Genomic DNA, 22,255 nt, shown 5'->3' with positions numbered 1-22,255 from the left:
TAACGTTTAAAAAGGGTTGCAAATTTAGCAATTTTCTATTACTTCACTGCGTTTTTAAACAACTCTTTTAATTCACTGAGCATCATTGCAGTAGCACCCCAAACTACATATTTTTCCACTTGAAAAGCAGGAACATCAATATTTGTAGCATAAGAAGTTGTCATTTTAGTTTGCACGATAATATCATCGTTAAGTAATTGATGAATAGGGAATTCCAACACTCTTTTTACCTCATCTGGATTTGGGATGAACTCTAAATTTTCGGTAGAAAAACCTAAATAAGGCGTAACCAAAAAATTACTTGGCGGAATATAAATTTCGCTACATTGTCGGATGACTTCAATCTTATTCATGGCAATTCCAACTTCTTCTTCTGTTTCTCTAAGAGCCGTGATTTCTAACGTTTCATCTTCCAATTCTTCCTTTCCACCAGGAAAACTAATTTGCGAAGAATGTACACCAGGATAGGTGTTTCGGACAATCAAAGCCAAATGTGCTAAATCGTCTTTTGGATACACCAACATTAAAACCGCAGCATTTCTGGGTTTCTTTTCGGTGTAAGATTTATCCTTAAGATAAGTTATTCTTTCCAAAGGTGCCATTTTTATGTGCGCATCTGTGGCTAACAACTTTTCTTTCTTTAAATTTGCAATATTATTTATAAAGTGACTGAAATTCATTTTTACAATTCTAATTTATAAAGTTACAAAAAATATTCACAAAAATGTATAGTAAAGCCGACGCGCAATTAATAAAAAAAGAATTTTGGTCTACTTTTGGAAACGAATACCCAAGAAAATGGTTATTGTATAACACTAAGATTAAAGACGTTACGTTTAAATTCAATGTCGATAATAAGAAGGCGTATGTTATGCTAGATATTGAACCAAAAGACGAAAATAAAAGAAAAATTTATTTTGAGAAAGTCGAATCGCTTAAAGATATTTTGATAGAAGAATTTTTGCCAGATGTAATTTTCGATAGAGAACATTATTTAGAAAGCGGTAAAATTATCAGTCGTGTTTGGGTAGAACTTTCAGATGTGAGTTTGAACCGAAAAACCGATTGGGAAACGATTTTCAATTTCTTTTATGACAAAATGGACGCTTTTGAGAGATTTTTCTATGAGAATGAAGATTATATTAAAGATTTAGAGATTAACACATAAAAAAAGTCCCGATTTCTCGGGACTTTTTTACACAAACAAACTAATAATTAAAAGCAGTAATTGTTTTCTGCAATTACTTTAGCGGCAATTTGCTCACGTAATTTCACTACGTTTGGCATATTTACATATTTTGTATAACGGCGTAATCCCATTAACATCATACGTTGTTCGTCGCCTTCAGCAAAAGAAACAACTCCTTCTTTTCCTTTTTGAGTTACAACATCCACAGCATTGTATAGATACAATTGTGTCATTGCAATATGATCAGCTACTTTATCAGCACCTAATTTTTTAGCCATTTTTTCTGTTCTTAAAACAGCACTTTCAGCCATATAAATTTCAATTAACATATCTGAAGCTGCCATTAATAATTGTTGGTGCGATTCTAAATCTGGTCCAAATTTTTGAACTGCCGCTCCAGCCACCATTAAAAATGCTTTTTTCAGTTTGCCAACCATTTCTTTTTCTTCGGCTAATAATTCTGTATAATCTGGTACGTCAAAAGATGGAATTCCCATTAATTCTTCGGCAACAGCCATAGCTGGACCTAATAAATCAACATGACCTTTCATCGCTTTTTTAACTAACATTCCTACAGAAAGCATACGGTTGATTTCGTTTGTTCCTTCATAAATACGAGAAATACGAGCATCTCTCCAAGCTGATTCCATTGGTGTATCTTCTGAGAATCCCATTCCTCCAAAAATTTGAATTCCTTCATCTGTACAATGTTGTACATCTTCAGAAACTGCAACTTTTAAGATAGAACATTCAATAGCATATTCTTCTACACCTTTTAATTCTGCTTCTTGATGCGAATTTCCTTCGGCTTCACGAGCTTCAATTCTGTTTTGAATATCACCAGCTGCTCTGTATGTAGCACTTTCATCTACATAACAATTCGTAGCCATTTCAGCAATTTTAGCTTGAATCGCACCGAAACTAGAAATTGGCACATTAAACTGCATTCTTTCGTTTGCATATTTTACTGCTCCAGAAATCGTTCTTCTTTGTGCTTCTAAACAAGCAGCCGCTAATTTAATACGTCCAATATTTAAAGCATTCATAGCGATTTTGAAACCTTCACCTCTTCCTGCTAACATATTTTCAACAGGAACTTTTGTTTCATTATAAAACACTTGTCGAGTTGAACTTGCGCGAATTCCTAATTTATGTTCTTCTTCACCTAAAGTGATTCCGTTTAAATTTTCTCTATCGTATTCTACAATAAAACCTGTGATATTTTTATCATCTTCGATACGAGCAAAAACAATCATTACGTTACAAAAACCTGCGTTTGAAATCCACATTTTTTGTCCTGAAATCAAATAATGTTTACCGTCAGCAGATAATACCGCTTTTGTTTTTCCAGAATTCGCATCTGAACCTGCACTTGGTTCTGTTAAACAGTATGAACCAAACCATTCCCCAGAAGCTAATTTCGGTACATATTTTTGTTTTTGTTCTTCTGTTCCGTATAAAGTAATTGGCATCGTTCCAATTCCAGTATGCGCACCAAAAGCTGTTGAAAACGAACCAGTTGCTCCAGAAATATAATCACATACTAAAGCTGTGTTTACAAATCCCATTCCTAATCCGCCATACGCTTCTGGAACAGCAACTCCTAAGAATCCTAATGCTCCAGCATTTCTCATACATTGCTCAGTATAAGCGTAATCTTTTTTCTCAAATTTATCTTTATGTGCCCAAAGTTCTTTGTCTACGAATTCTTTTACAGAATCGCGCATCATAATTTGTTCTTCGTTAAAATCTTCTGGTGTGAAAACGTTTTCACATTTTGTTTCTTTTACAAGGAATTGTCCTCCTCTAGTAATATCTTCCATTTTGTATATTATTTTAAATGTTGAATTTTAAATTTTAAATTATTTTGCTATGCTTTCACTTGATGTCTTTATTATTTTTGTGACGATATTAATAATATGCTCAACTTCTATTAAATAACTTGACATTTCAATTGATGTTAAATTAGACTTATCTAATAATCTTAACCAATATTTTGTTTCTCTAGCTTCTTTCGAAGCGATTGACATTTTATGAATAAAATCTTTTCTAGATTGTGCGGCAATTGCTTCTTCAATATTTGCTCCAATACTAGTTGCAGATCTCAAAATTTGTTTTGAAATGATGAATTCATTTTCTTTTTTAAGTTCAATAAAAAGATTAACAATAGATAAAGCAAAATCAAAACTCTTAATTGCTATAATATTATCTTTCATTCCATTTAAAATTTAAAATTCAACATTTAAAATAAATTATAATAATTCGAAAACTCCAGCTGTTCCTTGTCCCGTTCCGACACACATAGAAACAATACCGTATTTTGATTTTCTTAATTTCATTTCTTCAAATAATTGTACCGATAATTTTGCACCAGTACAACCTAGTGGATGACCTAAAGCGATTGCTCCACCGTTTACGTTAATGATATCTGGATTTAAACCTAATTCACGAGTTACCGCTAAAGCTTGAGAAGCAAAGGCTTCATTCAATTCAATTAAGTCGATATCTTTTAATGTTAATCCAGCTTGAGACAATGCTTTTGGAATTGCTTTTACTGGTCCGATTCCCATAATTCTTGGTTCTACACCTGCAGAAGCGAAGTTTACTAAACGTGCAATTGGTTCTAAGTTTAATTCTTTCACCATTTCTTCACTCATTACTAAAACGAAAGCGGCACCATCACTCATTTGTGAAGAATTTCCTGCCGTAACAGATCCATCCGCAGCAAAAACTGGTTTTAAATTCGCTAAAGCTTCAACCGAAGTTCCTAATCTTGGACCTTCATCTTTTGAAACGATATACGATTTTGTTTCTTTTTTTCCGTTTTCGTTAACAAACGTTTGTTCTATATTAATTGGAACAATTTGACTATCGAATTTTCCTTCAGCTTGCGCTTTTAAGGCTTTCATATGCGATTCGTAGGCAAATTTATCTTGATCTTCTCTTGAAATGTTGAATTGTTTCGCAACTGCTTCAGCTGTTAAACCCATTCCCCAATAATAATCTTCATGTCCAGCAGCTGCGACTTTATAATCTGGAGTTGGTTTGTAACCACCCATTGGAATATAACTCATACTTTCTGCTCCACCAGCAATGATACAATGTGCCATTCCTGATTGAATTTTTGCTGTCGCCATTCCGATGGTTTCTAATCCAGAAGCGCAATATCTGTTGACAGTCACACCAGGAACATCCGTCACTTTTAATCCCATTAAAGAAATTAAACGACCTACATTTAAACCTTGTTCTGCTTCTGGCATGGCGTTTCCAACCATAACATCATCAATACGCGTTTTATCGAAATTTGGCAATTGAGCCATCATATGTTCGATAGTTTCTGCGGCTAATTCGTCAGGTCTTTTAAAACGAAATAATCCTTTTGGTGCTTTTCCTACTGCAGTTCGGTAAGCGGATACTATATATGCTGTTTTCATGTTTTTCTTTTTTAAATTTTGAATTATAAATTTTAAATTGGTTGTGAATTTTAACGATTACAAATCATTCATAATTCAACATTTATAATTTAAAATAATTAATTACGTAATGGTTTCCCTTTAGTTAACATAAACTGAACACGTTCTAATGTTTTTCTTTCTGTACATAATGACAAGAAAGCTTCACGTTCTAAATCCAATAAATATTGTTCAGAAACTAAAGTTGGTTCAGATAAATCGCCACCAGCCATAACGTAAGCTAATTTGTTAGCAATTTTTTGATCATGTTCTGAAATATATTGTCCAGCTACCATTTGGTCTGTTCCTACTAAGAACATTCCTAATGCTTGTTTTCCTAATACCTTAATATCCGTTCTTCTTACTGGTTGTGTATAACCTTGATTTGCCATTTGTAAAGCCACTTGTTTCGCTGTAGCGATTTGACGGTCTTTATTTACAACAACAATATCTCTTCCTTTTTGAAGTACACCAATATCGAAAGCTTCGTATGCAGAAGTCGCCACTTTAGCCATACCAACAGTTAAGAAATATTCTTGAAGAACATTTAATTCCACATCATTTTTTCTAAATAAATCGGAAGCACGAAGCGCCATTTCTTTAGAACCACCACCGCCAGGAATTACTCCAACACCGAATTCTACTAATCCAATGTATGTTTCTGCAGCAGCTACAGCTCTATCTGAGTGCATCGTTAATTCGCAACCACCACCAAGTGTCATTCCGTGAGGAGCAGCAATTACTGGAATTGAAGAATAACGGCAACGCATCATTGTGTCTTGGAACATTTTGATTGCCATATTTAATTCATCATATTCTTGCTCAACGGCCAACATGAAAATCATCGCTAAATTCGCACCAACAGAAAAATTTGTTCCTTGATTTCCGATAACTAAACCTTCGTAACCTTTTTCAGCCATATCAATAGCTTTGTTGATTCCTTGTAAAACGCCAGCTCCGATAGAATTCATTTTAGAAGTAAATTCTAAATTGATAATTCCGTCACCTAAATCGGTAATAATACTTTCGCTGTTATTCCAAACTTTTTTGCTTTCGCGAATGTTGTCAAGAATAATAAAAGCATCTTGTCCAGGAATTTTTTCTGTTTGTTTTTTATCTATATTGTAGAAATATGTCGCGCCTTCTTTTACAGAATAGAAAGACGTATTTCCAGAAGCTAACATATCTGTTACCCAACTTGCAGGCTGATAGCCTTCTGCTTGCATTAATTCAATTCCTTTTTGAACTCCAATCGCATCCCAAATTTCGAATGGGCCATTTTCCCAACCGAAACCAGCTTTCATCGCATCGTCAATTTTGTAAAAAGCATCAGTAATTTCAGGAATTCTGTTTGAACAGTAGGCAAACATCGAAGCGAAGTTTTTACGGTAAAATTCACCTGCTTTATCTTTTCCAGTAATTAACACTTTAAATCTATCAATTGGTTTATCGATAGTTTTTGTTAATTCTAATGTTGCGAAAGAAGCTTTTTTAGCAGCACGATATTCTAATGTATCTAAATCTAAAGACAGAATGTCTTTGTCGACTTTTTTGTAGAAACCTTGATTTGTTTTACTTCCTAACCATTTATTTTCCATCATTTTGTTTACAAACTCTGGAAGTTTGAATAATTCATGAGCTTCGTCATTTGGACAATTTTCATAAATCCCGTTAGCTACGTGAACTAAAGTATCTAAACCAACTACATCCACAGTACGGAAAGTTGCCGATTTTGGACGACCAATAACTGGTCCTGTTAATTTATCCACTTCTTCAATAGTTAAACCCATTTCTTTTACTTGATGAAACAAGCTCATGATTCCGAAGATTCCGATTCTGTTTCCGATAAAAGCTGGTGTATCTTTAGCAACTACTGAAGTTTTTCCTAAAAATTTTTCTCCATAGCCGTTTAAGAAATCTAATACTTCAGTTGAAGTTTGTGGTCCTGGAATAATTTCGAATAATTTTAAGTAACGTGCTGGATTGAAAAAGTGCGTTCCACAGAAATGTTTTTGAAAATCTTCACTTCTACCTTCACTCATAAAGTGAATTGGAATACCAGACGTATTTGAAGTAATTAATGTTCCCGGTTTACGGAATTTTTCAATTTCTTCGAAAACGCTTTTCTTAATATCTAAACGTTCTACAACAACTTCAATAATCCAATCACAAGATGCGATTTTTGCCATATCATCAGTGGTATTTCCAGTAGCAATTCTACTAGCAAAACTTTGATGATAAATTGGAGATGGTTTCGATTTTAGTGCATTGGCTAAATGTTCGTTCACCAATCTGTTTCGAACTACTTTACTTTCTAAAGTCAATCCTTTTTTTGTTTCTGCTTCTGTTAATTCTCTTGGTGCAATATCTAGCAGAAGAACTTCTACTCCAATATTTGCAAAATGACAAGCAATTCCGCTTCCCATAATTCCGGATCCAATAACAGCAACCTTTTTGATATTACGTTTCATTATATATACTATTATATTATGTTTACTTGTTTGACATGATATTTTTGTCGAAAATTTCTTTCTCCAAAATTTGTTCATTTATAATTTCGGCAACTTCCATAAAGTTTTGAAGTTGTTCAGGAGTAATTTTAGATTTAATTACTTCATTAAATTGAAGTACCGTTTGTTTAGATAGTTCGCGTTTTTGTTTTCCTTCTTCAGTAAGATATATTAAAACACCTCTTCCGTCTGCTGGATTTTTTTTACGAACGATTAATCCGCGTTCCTCCATCGACTTTAAAGTTCTGGTTAAACTTGTAGCTTCCATTCCCATTCTTGGACCAAGTGCTGTTGATGGAATACCTTTATCTTTATCAATACTCAACAATGCAAAACCCGTAGCCATTGTTGCTCCATATTTTGCTGCTTCTTCGTTATACATTCTAGCAACAGATTGCCAAGTATATCTTAAAACATAATCAATTGTTTTATCTTGCATAGTCTATTTTTTTTCAAATATAAATAAAAATACTATGCACGCATAGTATTTTTATAAAAATTTTCATTTATTCTGAAAAAAAATGTGTTTAGTAAAAATACGAAAAAAAAGAAAACGAAATTTATTTAAGAAAATAATAAATCGTTAAATTATTGAAAGGAGAAATTTAATGGAATTTAGGAAATGGTATAAAATAAAAAAAGGTAATCTTTCGATTACCTTTTTTTGAGCCAGTGGAGGGACTCGAACCCACGACCTGCTGATTACAAATCAGCTGCTCTAGCCAGCTGAGCTACACCGGCGACTCATATTGCAGTGCAAATATAGCCTTGATTTTTTAATTTGCAAAAAAAATATAAACTTTTTTTGCGTTTTTTTTTAGTTTAATTCGTTCACTTTTGCAACAAATTGATTTGCAGCAACTTCGAATTCTTCCTTAACTAATTTGTAATGTGCTTTTTTATTTTCAACATCTTTTTGGTTAACTTTTACCATTAAAGCATCGAATGCATCGTAAATATCACCTACTAAAGCTTCTGATGATTCAGTTGGTTTTCCTCCTGATGTCATTTCCCAAATGTATACTATGTTTAAGATATCACCTAAAACGTAGTTTATTTCTTTTTTCAAGTTTTTAACGCTTGCCATTTTGTTATTTTTAAAAATTATGGTGCAAAAGTAAACAATATATTGATACGCTGCTAATTAAATTGTAATTTCCAGCAGAGAAGTTTCTCCAATTATATCAAATTCTTCTAATATTGCAGGAATTAAAACCGTATCTCCTTTTTTAAATTCTGATTTAGAATTAGTTGTCATTAATGTAAAATTACCTTCCGTACACATAAAAACGGTAAAAGTGTCTTTTGATTTTTTCCAATTATAATCTCCGGAAATCTTTAAAATATTCGTATTAAAAAACGGACATTCTACTAAACTAACACTTTCATTAGACTTACTTCTATATTGAACTTTGGTATCCGTTTTCTCATAATTAATCGCAGCTACAGCTAAATCATTATGTAATTCTCTGCTTTTTCCATTAGCACCTACTCTATCCCAATCGTATAAACGATATGTAATATCACTTGTTTGTTGAATTTCGGCAACTAAAACCCCAGCACCAATGGCATGAACCGTTCCTGTTTCTAAGAAAAAGGCATCACCTTTTTTTACAGGTATTTCATTCAATATATGTACTAATGTTTTATTTTCTAAATGCTTTAGATATTCTTTTTCATTAGTTTTGTTTTTAAAACCTACAACTAGTCTACCATTTTCATCTGCTTGAAGCACATACCACATTTCGGTTTTACCAAAAGAGTTGTGTCGGAGTTTTGCTAATTCATCATTTGGATGTACCTGAATAGACAAATCTTCTTTCGCATCTAAAAACTTAAAAAGTAAAGGGAATTCCAATCCGTATTTTTCAATACATTTTGTACCTAAAATTTCGGTTGGATATTTTTCAATTAATTCGTTTAAATTCAATCCAGCAAATTCGCCATTTGAAATCACACTCACATCATTAGCAACCGTTGATATTTCCCAACTTTCGCCAATTTGATTACCATCAAAAGATTTATTTAAAAAATCTTTCAATTTTGTTCCGCCCCAAATTCGTTCTTTATAAATGGGTTCAAATGTTAATGGATAAAACTTCATTTAATTTCCACTATAGGTTACATAATTTCTTGGCGTTTCATATAAAACAACCTCTAAATCATATTTAATTTCGATTTGATTTCTTAATTTTTGCCAAATAACCACTGCTATATTTTCAGCCGTTGGATTTAAATTTTCAAATTCCGGAACATCTAAGTTTAGGTTTTTATGATCAAAAGCATCTTCAATGTGTAATTTAACTAAATCAGCTAAAATTTTCACATCCATAATAAAGCCAGTCTCTGGACTAATTTCACCAGTAACACTTACAATTAATTCGTAGTTATGCCCATGATAATTCGGATTATTGCATTTTCCGAAAATCGCATCGTTTTTCTCCATAGACCAATCTTTACGATACAACCTATGTGCGGCATTAAAATGTGCTTTTCTACTTATTTTTGCTCTCAATTTTATTGATTTTTGTCCGTTACATTCTCATCAAAATGATGATAAAATTCTTCAAAAATTATTTTAAACCAAACGGTATAAATGTCTGGATTAGCAATCATATCATTTTTAACATCTTCAATTTTCATCCATTTCCAACTTTCCACTTCATCATCATTAATTGCTGGAACGTCGTTATAATAACCAATCATCACGTGATCTAATTCGTGTTCCGTTAATCCGTTATCAAAAGGTGCTTTGTAAATAAAATGAAACATTTCTTTTAGCTCCGTTTCAAAACCCATTTCTTCGCGAAGACGTCTGGTTCCTGCTTGAATATTCGTTTCATTTTCACGTTGATGACTACAACATGTGTTCGTCCACAACAAAGGTGAATGGTATTTATGATGTGCACGTTGTTGCAACATCAATTCATTTTTATCATTCAAAATAAAAACAGAAAACGCTCGGTGCAACAATGCTTTTTCGTGTGCTTCTAGTTTGTTCATTAACCCGATTGGGTTGTCATTTTTATCAACTAAAATAACTTTTTCTTCTACCACTCTTGAAAATTTAGATGTCAAATTTACAAAAAAAATAATTTTAAAGGCAAAGATATACTGAAATAAAGACTTTAACGCAATGTTAATAAAATTGGGTTGGTTATACCATAAATAATTGTATTTTTACGCTTCGAAAATTTTAAAAGAAAAAATGGGTAAAATCATTGCAATTGCCAATCAAAAGGGTGGTGTAGGAAAAACAACAACTTCAATAAATCTTGCCGCTGCTTTAGGTGTTTTAGAGAAAAAAGTTTTATTAATAGATGCAGATCCGCAAGCTAACGCTAGTTCTGGATTAGGAATTGATGTGGAAAGTGTTGAAATTGGTACATACCAAATTTTAGAACACAGTAACAAACCAGAAGAATCTGTTGTTCCCACTTCGGCTCCAAATGTGTGGTTAATTCCTGCTCATATTGACTTAGTTGCCATCGAAATCGAATTGGTTGACAAAGAGAATAGAGAATACATGCTGAAACAAGCATTAAGTGAAATAAAAGAAGAATACGATTATATTATTATTGATTGCGCGCCATCTTTAGGCTTGTTAACTTTAAATGCGTTAACTGCTGCGGATAGCGTTGTGATTCCAATTCAGTGTGAATATTTTGCATTGGAAGGTTTAGGAAAGTTATTGAACACGATAAAAAGTGTACAAAAAATACATAATGCCAGTTTAGATATTGAAGGCTTACTTTTAACGATGTACGATTCTCGTTTACGATTATCAAACCAAGTGGTTGAAGAAGTTCAGAAGCATTTTAACAATATGGTATTCTCAACTATTATTCAAAGAAATATTAAATTAAGTGAAGCGCCAAGTTTTGGTGAAAGCATTATTAATTATGATGCGACAAGTAAAGGCGCAACAAATTACTTAAATTTAGCAGAAGAAATTATCAAGAAAAACAGTACTATATAATGACAAAAGCAGTAAAAAAACCTGTATTAGGAAGAGGATTATCGGCACTTTTAAGTGATCCTTCAAACGATATTAAGTCGGTTGAGGATAAAGGCGCAGATAAAGTTGTAGGAAGCATCATTGAACTTGATATTAATTTTATTGAAATCAATCCGTTTCAACCAAGAACGAATTTCAATGAAGAAACTTTACAAGAATTAGCCAAATCTATTAAAGAAGTTGGTGTAATTCAACCTATTACTGTTAGAAAATTAGAATTTAACAAATACCAATTAATTTCTGGAGAACGAAGATTACGTGCTTCAAAATTATTAGGACTTTCTACCATTCCAGCTTATATCAGATTAGCGAACGATAATGAATCGTTAATCATGGCATTAGTAGAAAATATTCAACGTCACGATTTAGATCCAATTGAGGTAGCTATTTCTTATCAAAGATTAATTGAAGAAGTAAATTTAACTCAGGAAGAAATGAGTGAGCGCGTTGGTAAAAAACGCTCTACGATTACTAACTACTTGCGTTTATTAAAATTAGACCCAATCATTCAAACAGGAATGAGAGATGGTTTTATTTCGATGGGACATGGTAGAGCTTTAATTAATATTGAAGATCAAGACGCTCAAAGCGACATTTATCATACAGTTGTTACTCAGAACTTATCTGTAAGAGACACAGAAGCTTTAGTGAAGAAATACCAAGACGGTTTAAAACCAAAAACGGGTAAGACAGTATCTTCAAAATCTTTTGAAATTGCATCAGAACAAAAGAAAACTTTCGCCGACTTCTTTGGTGCTAAAGTGGATGTAAACGTTGCAGCAAATGGTAAAGGAAAAATTTCAATTCCTTTTCATTCAGAGGAAGACTTTAATAGAATTATGAAATTAATAAACAACTAGTGAAGCAACTTCTTTACATATTTGTTTTTTTATTTATGAGCACACAATTTTCTGTTGCTCAAAATAAAGAATTAAAAATTGAAACAAAACAAACTGTAAAAGGCGACATCAATCCGTTATCGCCGGCAAAAGCTGCGTTTTATTCTGCAATTTTGCCAGGATTAGGACAAGCTTATAACAAACGTTATTGGAAAATTCCAGTTGTATATGGTGCCATTGGTGCTGGAGTTTATTTTATTATCGACAGTAACAAAAAACACAATCAATACAGAGACGAATACAAAAAACGTTTGGCGAATGGTGGTAGAATTGATACTTCTGACCCAACTTATGGAAAATTAAGTACAGAAAGTGTAATTCGTGGTCAAAAATTTTACCAAAAAAACAGAGATTTATCGGTACTTATTACCGCTGGTTTATATATTTTAAATATTATTGACGCCAATGTTGATGCGCATTTATTGCAATTTAATGTCAATGACGATTTATCTTTAAAACCAAACTTACAAACCAATCCTTATACTTTTAAGCAAGATGTTGGATTTACTTTAACATATCAATTTTAAAGTCTTTTGTAACATTTTAAACAACACTACAACTAATTGAAATGAAGATAGCATTACTAGGTTACGGAAAAATGGGAAAAGTAATTGAAAACATTGCTTTAGAACGCGGACATCAAATTGTTTTAAGAAAAGGAAGCTCTGATAGTTTTGATGGGTTATTACAAGCCGATGTTGCCATTGATTTTAGTGTTCCAAATAGCGCCGTAAGTCACATTTCAGAATGCTTAAATCATAATATCCCAGTAATTTCAGGAACAACAGGTTGGTTAGAAAATTACTCTGACATGGTTAATTTATGTCAAGAAAAAAACGGAAGTTTTATTTATGGTTCTAACTTTAGTTTAGGTGTAAATATTTTTTTCGAACTAAATGATTATTTAGCGAAGATGATGAAAAACCTTTCTGATTACAATGTATCAATGGAAGAAATTCATCATACACAAAAACTTGATGCACCAAGCGGAACAGCAATTAGTTTAGCGGAAGGAATTATCAAAAATACCGATTACAAAAATTGGACATTAGATGACGCTTCAACGAATGAAATCTATATTGACGCGAAGAGAATAGAAAACATCCCTGGAACACATTCTGTTTTTTATGACAGTAAAGTAGATCAAATAGAGATTAAACATACCGCTCACAGCAGAGAAGGTTTTGCTTTAGGCTCTGTTATTGCTGCCGAATGGTTAATTGGTAAAAAAGGCGTTTTCACTATGAAAGATGTCTTAGGAATTTAGAAATAGATATAAGATTTTAAAATAATAAGAGGATTTGGAGATTACTTCGTTCCTCACAATAATAAAAACATGGAAATAACATCTTGGATTATTACAATATTAGTAATTAGTACAATTCACGCAATATGTACTTGGAAATTATATGTAAAAGCTGGTAGAAAAGCTTGGGAAGCATTTGTTCCTGTATATAATGGAATTGTTTTAATGCAAATTATCAACCGTCCAAAATGGTGGATGTTTTTAGTATTTTTACCTGTAATTAACTTGTTGATTTTACCAGTAATTTGGATAGAAACACTTCGTACATTTGGCAAGAAAACTACAGCTGATATGTGGTTAGGTGTAATTACGTTAGGATTATATATTGGATTTGTAAATTATACTCAAGAAGTTTCTTACGAAGCAAATCGTGAAACAAAACCAGCAACAAAAGCTTTAGACACCTTAGGTTCTTTAACTTTTGCATTAATTGTTGCGACTTTCGTTCACACATATTTTATTCAACCGTTTGTAATTCCTTCTGCATCTTTAGAAAAGTCTTTATTAATTGGAGATTTCTTATTTGTTAGTAAATTTCATTATGGCGCTAGGACACCAATGACGCCAATTGCTGCGCCGATGGTTCATGATTCAATTCCAAAAACAGGAAAATTATCTTACTTTAGTAAGCCACAACTTCCTTATTTCAGATTTCCAGCTTTAGAAAAAATAAAAAATAATGACATAGTTGTTTTTAACTGGCCAAGAGACACGTTAGATAACATGTATCATCCATCACCAATTAGAGTCGACAAACCTCGCGATAAAAAAACAAATTACGTAAAACGTTGTGTTGGTATTCCTGGTGATAGTTTACAAATTAAAGACGGAATTGTTTTTGTAAACGGTAAAGAATTAATTTTACCAGAAAGAGCAAAACCTCAATATTCATATGAAGTAACATATGACGCAAACACTTCTATTGACTTTGAAGGACTTTTAAAAGAACTTAATTCAACTGATGGAGCAGGTTTTAAAAATGAAGCAAGAGATACTTTATATATTCAATCTTTAACTTTTGAAGGTGCAGAAAAATTAAAAACGGTTTCTGGGATTAAAACTGTAAACAGAGTAATAAACAAAGGTCCAGAAGATGGTGTATTTCCAGATTTTAAAGACGGAAAACCTTCTGTTACAAACAATTGGAGCGGAGATAATTTCGGACCAATTTATATTCCACAAGCTGGAAAAACAGTTGCTTTAAACAAAGAAACTTTACCCTTATACAAAATCATTATTACGGAATATGAAGGTAATACTTTAGAAGTAAAAGGTAATGAGATTAAAATAAACGGAAAACCTGTAACATCTTACACGTTCAAACAAGATTATTATTGGATGATGGGAGACAACAGACATAATTCGTTAGATGCGCGTTATTTCGGTTACACACCAGCTGATCATATTGTTGGAAAACCAATTTTCATTTGGATGAGTTTAGATTGGAATGCAAAAGGTTTAATGAATAAATTCAGAACGGAACGTTTCTTCACAACGGTTAATGGAGAAGGTCAACCACAATCATATTTCAAATACTTCCTAATTGTCTTAGGAGCTTATTTTGTATGGGATTGGTTTAGAGGTAAGAAAAAGAAAAAAGAAACAGATTTACTTTAAATAATTTAAGAGTTGTAATTTAGTTTGCAACTCTTTTTTAATTATGATAGAATTATGAACCACAATGATATTTTAATTTACCCAACTTATTTTCCGTCAATCAGTCACTATATTGCGATGATTCATGCCGAAAAAGTTACGTTTGAAGTGGAAGATACTTTCCAAAAGCAAACTAACAGGAACCGAATGTACATTTACAGTCCAAACGGAATTCAAATGTTAAACATATCAGTTAAGCATGACAATGCAAATGAGCAGTTTAAAGACATCAAAATAGACAATCAATACAATTGGCAGAAAAACCATTTTAAATCCTTAGAAGCCGCTTATAAAAACTCTCCATTTTATGAATATTTTGTAGATGATTTACGTCCATTGTTCGAAAAGAAGCACGAGTTTATGCTTGATTTAAACTTTGAGATTTTTGAATTGGTAAATGATGCCTTAGGAATTTCAATTCCATTTGAAAAAACTACAGAATACTTTCATGAGGTTTCGAATAAAACTGATTTTCGTTATTTGGTAAACGGAAAAAAAGACACAACACAAATTGAACCCTACACACAAGTTTTTGATGACAAACATGGCTTCATTAATAACCTTTCTATTTTAGATTTATTATTTAACGAAGGAAGATATGCAGTAGATTATTTAAAACAACATAGTTTGTAGTTAGATTATTTAGCAGATTTTAAAACATCATAAAAACAAAAATGCCCCGATTTCTCGGGGCATTTTTTATATTCTTAAGTTGAACTTATGAATTGTGTTGTTGTTCAACTATTGTTTTATCATATTTAGTCATCGTATCTACTAATACAGGTGTAGCAATAAATAATGATGAATATGTACCTACAATAATACCAATTAACATTGCGAAGATAAATCCACGGATTGAATCTCCACCGAAAACAAACATAATTGATAATACTAAAATCATCGTTAATGATGTATTTAATGTACGTGATAAAGTAGTATTAATAGAATCGTTTACGATTTGATTAAAATTACCATGGTGAGATCTTACACCTAAGAATTCACGAACTCTATCAAATACAATTACCGTATCATTCATTGAGTATCCAATTACAGTAAGAATCGCAGCAATAAAGTGCTGATCAATTTCCATGTGGAATGGCATGTATTTGTATAATAAAGAGTAAATTCCTAATACGAAAATAACGTCATGTCCAACAGCAGCAATTGCCCCTAATGAATATTGGTATTTTCTAAACGAAACTACTAAGTATAAACACACTAATAACATTGCTCCTAATACTGCCCAATATGCATTTGTTTTGATATCATCTGCAATTGAAGGACCAACTTTCATAGCTTGTAATACTCCGAATTTTTTACCTTCTTGTGTATTTGTAAACTGCTCATAAGAAATTTCTTTAGCAAAGAATTTTTTCAATCCTGCGTATAATTTCTCATTTACTTCTTTGTCAACTTCAACACTTTGCTTGTCAATTTTGTATTTAGTTGTGATTTTTAATTGATTGTCGTTACCAAAAGTTTTTGCTTCTGCTTTTTCAAATAAATCTGCAGTAGAAAGTGCATTTGTTACATCTTCTGAAGAAACTTTTTGGTCAAATTGAACTTGGAATGTTCTTCCTCCAACGAAATCAATACCTTGATCGAATCCATTCACATAGAATGAAACAAAACTGATAATACAAACTGTTAAAGAAAATATGTAAGTAAACTTCTTGATTCTTAAGAAATCGAAGTTGAAACCAGTAAACCAGTTTTTAGTAATATTTGTTGAGAATTGTAAACTTCTTCCTTTAGCAATATCCGCATCAATAAAGAAACGAGCAATAAAGATAGAAGTAAATAATGAAGTTAAAATACCAATTAATAAAGTAATGGCGAAACCTCTAATCATACCTTCACCAAAAATATATAAAATAGCACCAGTTAAAACGTGAGTAACGTTAGCATCAATAATAGAACGCATTGCACCTTTCCATCCGAAAGCCGTTTTCACAGCTTCATCTAAAGATAAACCAGCTCTTAATTCTTCTTTTGCTCTTTCATAAATAATAATGTTCGCATCTACCGCAGTACCCATTGTTAAAACGATACCAGCAATACCAGGTAATGTTAATACGAAACCAAAGTTAGCCATTGCACCAAACAATAATACTAAGTTTAATATTAAAGCAACGTTTGCATACCAACCAGCTCTTCCGTAATAGAAAATCATCCAGAAAGAAACTAATAACAATCCAATTAATGAAGAAATAATACCATTGTCAATTGCTTCTTGACCTAAAGATGGTCCAACAACTGCTTTTTGTACAATTTCCGCTTTAGCTGGTAATTTACCTGCTCTTAATACGTTTTCTAAATCGGCAGTTTCTTCTAATGTGAAACTTCCAGAAATTTGAGTTTGTCCTCCAGAAATAGCCGCTTTAGCTGTTGCTGCAGAATATACGATGTTATCTAAAACGATACAAACTTGGTTTCCTTTTTTAGCAATATCACCAGTTAATTGTTCCCATTTTCTAGAACCAACTGGATTCATTTGCATACTTACTGCTGGTTTACCAAATTGGTCAAAATCAGCACTTGCATCAGTAACCGCACCACCTAATAATGGAGCAACTCCATCAGAAGTACCTTTTAAAACATATAATTCAACAATATCACCTAATTTTTCGTTAGTTTTTCCCCAAGCAAATTTTGCATAAGATGCAGTTGCTGGCAATAAAGCTTTAATATCAGCTCTTTTTAAGTAAGAGTTAATTCTTGCAGTATCTTTTACATTATAAGCATATAATCCTGAAGGACCAGGAACTGCTTTATCAAATAAAGGTCCTAAATCTTGTGCTTGTTTTTTAGCAGGATCTTTTTTGTCAGCTAATAAATCATCTACTTTTGATTTTGCGTCAGCAACTTTTGTAGTATCAACTGTAGCAGTTTTAGTAGTCGCTTTTTTCTCAGTAACTTTTAAAGCTTCATTTGCAGCTGTAAAGAAATTACCTAAATCTTCTGGTCTTAAAGTTTCCCAAAATTCTAATTGCGCCGTACTAGATAATAATTTTTCAACTCTATCTAAATCTTTTGCTCCAGGTAATTCAACTAAAATTCTTCCAGTTTCACCAATTTTTTGAATGTTTGGTTGCGCTACTCCGAATTTATCAATACGTTTTGTTAATACTTTATAAGCACTTTCAATAGACTCAGCAACTTTTCTTTTTAAAATTACTTTTACTTGGTCATCAGACATATTAGACTGAATCTCATCAGATAAATTTCTATTGTAAAATATTTCAGGAGAAGCTAATTTTAAAGTTCCTTTTGACTCTGCAGTAAAAGCATCAAAAAAGGCATCTAAATAATCTTGATTTCCTTTTCTTTCTTCAGTAGCTCTTGTTAATGCTCTATTGAAAGTTGGGTCATTAGAATTGTTAGATAAAGTTTTTAAAACGTCTTTAACAGAAACTTCTAGAGTTACGTTAATACCACCTTCTAAATCTAATCCTTTGTTAATTTGTTGTTTTTCTATTTCCTCATAAGTAAAGCTAGCGAAACCTAAGTTTAAAACTTCTTTTTTCTTTAATGATTTTAAATAGTCTAATTCTTTTTGAGAATCTCCTTTAGCAAACTCTTTCGCATCTTTTGCAATTCCGTTAGCAACAAACGTAAATGAAAGTTGATAGATACAAGCAATCGTAAAAATGATTGCGAAGAATTTAATTAGTCCTTTGTTTTGCATTATAGTTAATTTTAGTTATTTTCTTTAAAAACGGACAAATATATCATTTCATAAAGGATAAAACAATTTTATTTGAGTCTAAAATCGTTTTTTTATGAATATTTAATCAACATTTTCGTTAATTAATTAATTTTTAAGCTTTAACACAAAGGTAAGACATTAAAATTAATTTAACATTTATTTTCCCAATTTTCAAATCGTGTGGTTTTAGCCCCAAAAAATGTTATAAAAACACATTAAAAACTCATTTTTATGATTTTTTCTAATTCTCAAATCTTTTGGATTCATCATTATTCAAACTGATAAAAAATTTCATAAAAAAAGCGCTGAAATAGTTCAGCGCTTTTAGAATTTATATCAAACAATTATTAGTTATCAATAATTGTTGAGTCTGCAATTTTTTTGTACGTTCCGTTTTCTAATTTCTCACGAATAGCATCAAAAGCAGTTAATGTTTCATTAATATCTTCGATAGTATGTGTTGTAGTAGGAATCATTCTTAATAAAATTATTCCTTTTGGAATTACTGGGTATACCACAATCGATAAGAAAATACCATAGTTTTCTCTTAAATCGTTTACCATAATCATAGCTTCCGGAATACTTCCTTCTAAGTAAACTGGTGTAATACAAGTATTTGTATCTCCAATATTGAAACCTTTTTCTTTTAATCCGTTTTGTAATGCATTAACATTCTCCCAAAGCTTATCTTTAATTTCAGAAGAATTACGCAACAATTCTAAACGTTTTAACGAACCAATTGTTTGAATCATTGGTAACGCTTTAGCGAACATTTGAGAACGTAAATTATATTTTAAGTAATCTATAATATCTTTATCTGCTGCAACGAAAGCACCAATATTAGCCATCGATTTTGCAAAAGTTGAAAAATACACATCAATTCCGTCTTGACAACCTTGCTCCTCACCTGCTCCAGCTCCAGTTTTACCTAAAGTACCAAAACCGTGTGCATCATCAACTAATAAACGAAAATTGTATTTTTCTTTTAAAGCTACAACTTCTTTTAATTTTCCTTGTTGCCCTCTCATTCCGAAAACTCCTTCGGTAATGAATAAAATTCCTCCACCTGTTTCAGTAGCCATTTTAGTAGCACGTTGCAGGTTTTTTTCCATACTTTCTAAATCGTTATGCTTGTAAGTAAAACGTTTTCCCATATGTAAACGAACACCATCAATAATACAAGCGTGAGAATCCACGTCATAAACAATAATGTCGTTTTTAGTAACCAAAGCATCAATAATTGACACCATTCCTTGGTAACCGAAATTTAATAAATAAGCAGATTCTTTCATAACGAAAGCCGCTAATTCTCTTTCTAATTGTTCGTGAGCATCAGTATGACCACTCATCATACGAGCACCCATTGGATATGCCGCACCATATTGAGCAGCAGCATCAGTATCCGCTTTACGAACTTCTGGATGATTGGCTAAACCTAAATAGTCATTCAAACTCCAGTTTAATATATTTTTACCTTGAAATTGCATTCTTGGACCTAATTCTCCTTCCAATTTAGGAAATACAAAATATCCTTCTGCTTGTGAAGCCCATTTACCTAATGGTCCTTTATTTTGTTGTATTCTTTCAAATAAATCTTTAACCATGATACTATATTAATTTGTGGGGCAAAAGTATAAATAAAAAAACGTTTTTAATAATTTTTTTTCATTAGCAGACTTAAGCTCAATACAATTAAAAAAACATATTTGCAGAAAATAAAGTTTTACTTATCTTTGACATTCTTATGAAATCGCAATTAAAACTTTTTTTTTTGCAAAAAAAATTCCGATATATAAAAAGCGATACCATATATGACCTCTAAAAAACAATTATTGCATATATGAAAGCAATCAAAATAATAGAATGTCCGCGCGATGCTATGCAAGGCATCAAAACTTTTATTCCAACCGAAAAAAAAGTACAATATATCCAATCGTTATTACGTGTTGGATTTGACACTATTGACTTCGGAAGCTTTGTATCGCCAAAAGCCATTCCACAAATGCAAGATACTGCAGAAGTTTTAGCACAATTAGATTTGTCTCAAACTACAAGTAAATTGTTAGCCATTATTGCCAATACCCAAGGTGCAGAAATAGCATCTAAACATTCTGCCATTCAATATTTAGGTTTTCCATTTTCTATTTCGGAAAATTTTCAAATGCGAAACACACATAAAACTATTGCCGAAGCCTTAATTAGCTTACAAGAAATTTTAGAAATCGCAGACAAATCGAACAAAGAAGTCGTTACTTATATTTCTATGGGATTTGGAAATCCGTATGGCGATCCATATAATGTAGAAATTGTTGGCGAATGGACGGAAAAACTAGCGAATATGGGTGTGAAGATTTTATCGCTTTCAGATACGATTGGCTCATCTGTACCAGAAACAATTGATTATTTATTCAGTAATTTAATTCCAAAATATCCAAATATTGAATTTGGCGCACATTTACATACAACTCCAGACACTTGGTTTGAAAAAGTTGATGCAGCCTATAAAGCAGGTTGTGTCCGTTTTGATGGCGCTATAAAAGGTTATGGTGGTTGCCCAATGGCAAAAGACGACTTAACTGGAAACATGCCAACTGAAAAATTACTATCTTATTTTACGGCAGAAAAAGCCAACACCAATTGTCATCCAATTAGTTTTGAAAGTGCTTATAACGAAGCTTTAAAAATATTTAACGCTTACCACTAGTCGTAAAGTTAATAATCATAATGATATCTTTAATTGTAAGTGCTTTTCTTTTATTATCTTTTTCTGGATTAATAACAAAATAGAACGCAAATAAGGCTGATAAAATAAAACACACCAATACTTTTCCTGCAATATTTCCTATCATCATTTCAGAATAATTAAGTTCAGAATAAAAATTTATAGAATAAAACAAAACAGAATCTAAAACTGCGGTAACTACACTTGCACCAATGAATTGCAAAAAATAATTTTTAGAAAATTTCGACTCTAAATATCTGAACACAAACATAATTAGTATCATATCTAAATACAGTAAAATAATTCCTGTTAGAAATAATCTTATATCAAAATTAAAAATCTCCGCTAAAAAAGTAGTGTTCCTTGAAAAATTATCACTTAAAATTTGCTCTAACGAAATATAAGAGAGAAAAACCAGAATGATATTACTTAAGATAATTCCATAAATCACACTTCGTACCTTTATAATACTTTCATTTCTAAAAATTAATAAAACGGCAAATAAAGTAGAAATAAAAATCAAGGTTGAACCAGGCGAAAACAAAAACACATCAAAATATAAATTATACACATTCCCAGAAAGTATGGTTTGAAAAAACTGCATCGTTCCCAGAAAAATATACAGCAAGCCAATCCCAAAATGCTTTTTGGAAGCATGTAATCCTAAAATCATCAAGCCGACAATTAAGGTTTCTAAAAGTAAATATATAAACGTATCCATTTCACAAATATAATTATTTATCTCACTTAACAATTATTTAGCATAAAAACAATTGATTATTGCTAATATTTCA

The 22,255-nt window shown here is 31.8% G+C and carries 21 protein-coding genes and 1 tRNA gene; 8 read left to right on the top strand and 14 right to left on the bottom strand.

From position 1 onward, the window contains the following. Nucleotides 1-38: 38 nt before the first annotated feature. Nucleotides 39-680 (bottom strand): NUDIX hydrolase, encoded by a 642-nt coding sequence (locus BMX42_RS13755; protein WP_091315753.1) that lies wholly within the window; start codon nt 678-680, stop codon nt 39-41. A 44-nt stretch (nt 681-724) separates the two neighbouring features. On the opposite strand from BMX42_RS13755, the gene BMX42_RS13750 reads away from it, so the two are divergent. Then, nucleotides 725-1,168: a DUF4268 domain-containing protein gene (locus BMX42_RS13750; RefSeq protein ID WP_091315751.1), complete on the top strand. Its 444-nt coding sequence runs from the start codon at nt 725-727 to the stop codon at nt 1,166-1,168. A gap of 47 nt (nt 1,169-1,215) precedes the next feature. On the opposite strand, the gene BMX42_RS13745 is transcribed toward BMX42_RS13750, so the two are convergent. From BMX42_RS13745 to idi, 10 genes are all read right to left on the bottom strand, one after another. Continuing rightward, a complete protein-coding gene (locus BMX42_RS13745; RefSeq protein WP_091315748.1) occupies nt 1,216-3,012 on the bottom strand; it encodes an acyl-CoA dehydrogenase family protein in 1,797 nt (598 codons plus the stop codon). 39 nt (nt 3,013-3,051) lie between these two features. After that, entirely contained in the window at nt 3,052-3,405 is a 354-nt protein-coding gene (locus tag BMX42_RS13740; RefSeq protein WP_091315745.1) for a four helix bundle protein, read from the bottom strand. Between the two features lie 36 nt (nt 3,406-3,441). After that, entirely contained in the window at nt 3,442-4,623 is a 1,182-nt protein-coding gene (locus BMX42_RS13735; protein ID WP_091315742.1) for a thiolase family protein, read from the bottom strand. 98 nt (nt 4,624-4,721) lie between these two features. Beyond that, complete coding sequence (locus BMX42_RS13730) at nt 4,722-7,112, bottom strand: 3-hydroxyacyl-CoA dehydrogenase/enoyl-CoA hydratase family protein (RefSeq protein WP_091315816.1); 2,391 nt, start codon at nt 7,110-7,112, stop codon at nt 4,722-4,724. 22 nt (nt 7,113-7,134) lie between these two features. Next, nucleotides 7,135-7,590 (bottom strand): MarR family winged helix-turn-helix transcriptional regulator, encoded by a 456-nt coding sequence (locus BMX42_RS13725; RefSeq protein WP_091315738.1) that lies wholly within the window; start codon nt 7,588-7,590, stop codon nt 7,135-7,137. A 228-nt stretch (nt 7,591-7,818) separates the two neighbouring features. Further along, nucleotides 7,819-7,892, bottom strand: a tRNA-Thr gene (locus BMX42_RS13720). A 76-nt stretch (nt 7,893-7,968) separates the two neighbouring features. Beyond that, nucleotides 7,969-8,238, bottom strand: a complete 270-nt coding sequence (locus tag BMX42_RS13715) for a hypothetical protein (RefSeq protein ID WP_091315735.1) — start codon at nt 8,236-8,238, stop codon at nt 7,969-7,971. Between the two features lie 57 nt (nt 8,239-8,295). Then, the gene (locus tag BMX42_RS13710) at nt 8,296-9,255 is read right to left on the bottom strand and encodes a type I phosphomannose isomerase catalytic subunit (protein WP_091315732.1); all 960 of its coding nucleotides are present in this window, start codon (nt 9,253-9,255) and stop codon (nt 8,296-8,298) included. Next, nucleotides 9,256-9,666, bottom strand: coding sequence for a 6-pyruvoyl trahydropterin synthase family protein (locus BMX42_RS13705; protein WP_091315729.1), 411 nt, complete (start codon nt 9,664-9,666; stop codon nt 9,256-9,258). Nucleotides 9,667-9,668: 2 nt separating this feature from the next. Continuing rightward, nucleotides 9,669-10,208 carry an isopentenyl-diphosphate Delta-isomerase gene (idi, locus tag BMX42_RS13700; RefSeq protein ID WP_091315812.1) on the bottom strand — a complete coding sequence of 180 codons (540 nt, stop codon included), beginning with the start codon at nt 10,206-10,208 and terminating at the stop codon, nt 9,669-9,671. Between the two features lie 151 nt (nt 10,209-10,359). Here idi and BMX42_RS13695 point away from each other — a divergent pair, with 151 nt between their 5' ends. The 6 genes from BMX42_RS13695 (at nt 10,360) to BMX42_RS13670 (ending at nt 15,663) form a co-directional block, all read left to right on the top strand. Continuing rightward, a complete protein-coding gene (locus tag BMX42_RS13695; protein WP_091315806.1) occupies nt 10,360-11,130 on the top strand; it encodes a ParA family protein in 771 nt (256 codons plus the stop codon). Continuing rightward, on the top strand, nt 11,130-12,029 hold the full coding sequence (locus tag BMX42_RS13690; protein WP_091315726.1) for a ParB/RepB/Spo0J family partition protein: 900 nt from the start codon (nt 11,130-11,132) through the stop codon (nt 12,027-12,029). The genes BMX42_RS13695 and BMX42_RS13690 overlap by 1 nt, the downstream gene beginning before the upstream one ends. Nucleotides 12,030-12,064: 35 nt before the next feature. Continuing rightward, the gene (locus tag BMX42_RS13685; RefSeq protein ID WP_091315722.1) at nt 12,065-12,595 is read left to right on the top strand and encodes a DUF5683 domain-containing protein; all 531 of its coding nucleotides are present in this window, start codon (nt 12,065-12,067) and stop codon (nt 12,593-12,595) included. A gap of 41 nt (nt 12,596-12,636) precedes the next feature. Continuing rightward, the gene (dapB, locus tag BMX42_RS13680) at nt 12,637-13,335 is read left to right on the top strand and encodes a 4-hydroxy-tetrahydrodipicolinate reductase (RefSeq protein WP_091315719.1); all 699 of its coding nucleotides are present in this window, start codon (nt 12,637-12,639) and stop codon (nt 13,333-13,335) included. 69 nt (nt 13,336-13,404) lie between these two features. Beyond that, nucleotides 13,405-14,991 carry a signal peptidase I gene (gene lepB, locus BMX42_RS13675; RefSeq protein WP_091315716.1) on the top strand — a complete coding sequence of 529 codons (1,587 nt, stop codon included), beginning with the start codon at nt 13,405-13,407 and terminating at the stop codon, nt 14,989-14,991. Nucleotides 14,992-15,045: 54 nt separating this feature from the next. Beyond that, on the top strand, nt 15,046-15,663 hold the full coding sequence (locus tag BMX42_RS13670) for a WbqC family protein (RefSeq protein ID WP_091315713.1): 618 nt from the start codon (nt 15,046-15,048) through the stop codon (nt 15,661-15,663). Between the two features lie 85 nt (nt 15,664-15,748). On the opposite strand, the gene secDF is transcribed toward BMX42_RS13670, so the two are convergent. Then, on the bottom strand, nt 15,749-18,718 hold the full coding sequence (gene secDF / locus BMX42_RS13665) for a protein translocase subunit SecDF (RefSeq protein ID WP_091315710.1): 2,970 nt from the start codon (nt 18,716-18,718) through the stop codon (nt 15,749-15,751). Nucleotides 18,719-19,086: 368 nt separating this feature from the next. Then, nucleotides 19,087-20,343 (bottom strand): cysteate-C-fatty acyltransferase, encoded by a 1,257-nt coding sequence (locus BMX42_RS13660; protein WP_091315707.1) that lies wholly within the window; start codon nt 20,341-20,343, stop codon nt 19,087-19,089. A 236-nt stretch (nt 20,344-20,579) separates the two neighbouring features. Here BMX42_RS13660 and BMX42_RS13655 point away from each other — a divergent pair, with 236 nt between their 5' ends. Then, nucleotides 20,580-21,443 carry a hydroxymethylglutaryl-CoA lyase gene (locus BMX42_RS13655; protein ID WP_091315703.1) on the top strand — a complete coding sequence of 288 codons (864 nt, stop codon included), beginning with the start codon at nt 20,580-20,582 and terminating at the stop codon, nt 21,441-21,443. Here the strand turns inward: BMX42_RS13655 and BMX42_RS13650 are convergent. Further along, the gene (locus BMX42_RS13650; RefSeq protein WP_091315700.1) at nt 21,427-22,182 is read right to left on the bottom strand and encodes a VUT family protein; all 756 of its coding nucleotides are present in this window, start codon (nt 22,180-22,182) and stop codon (nt 21,427-21,429) included. The genes BMX42_RS13655 and BMX42_RS13650 overlap by 17 nt on opposite strands. Nucleotides 22,183-22,255: the final 73 nt, after the last annotated feature.

This window comes from Flavobacterium terrigena, from assembly GCF_900108955.1.
Lineage (GTDB): Bacteria > Bacteroidota > Bacteroidia > Flavobacteriales > Flavobacteriaceae > Flavobacterium > Flavobacterium terrigena.
This window is presented reverse-complemented; position numbering and strand designations above follow the sequence as displayed.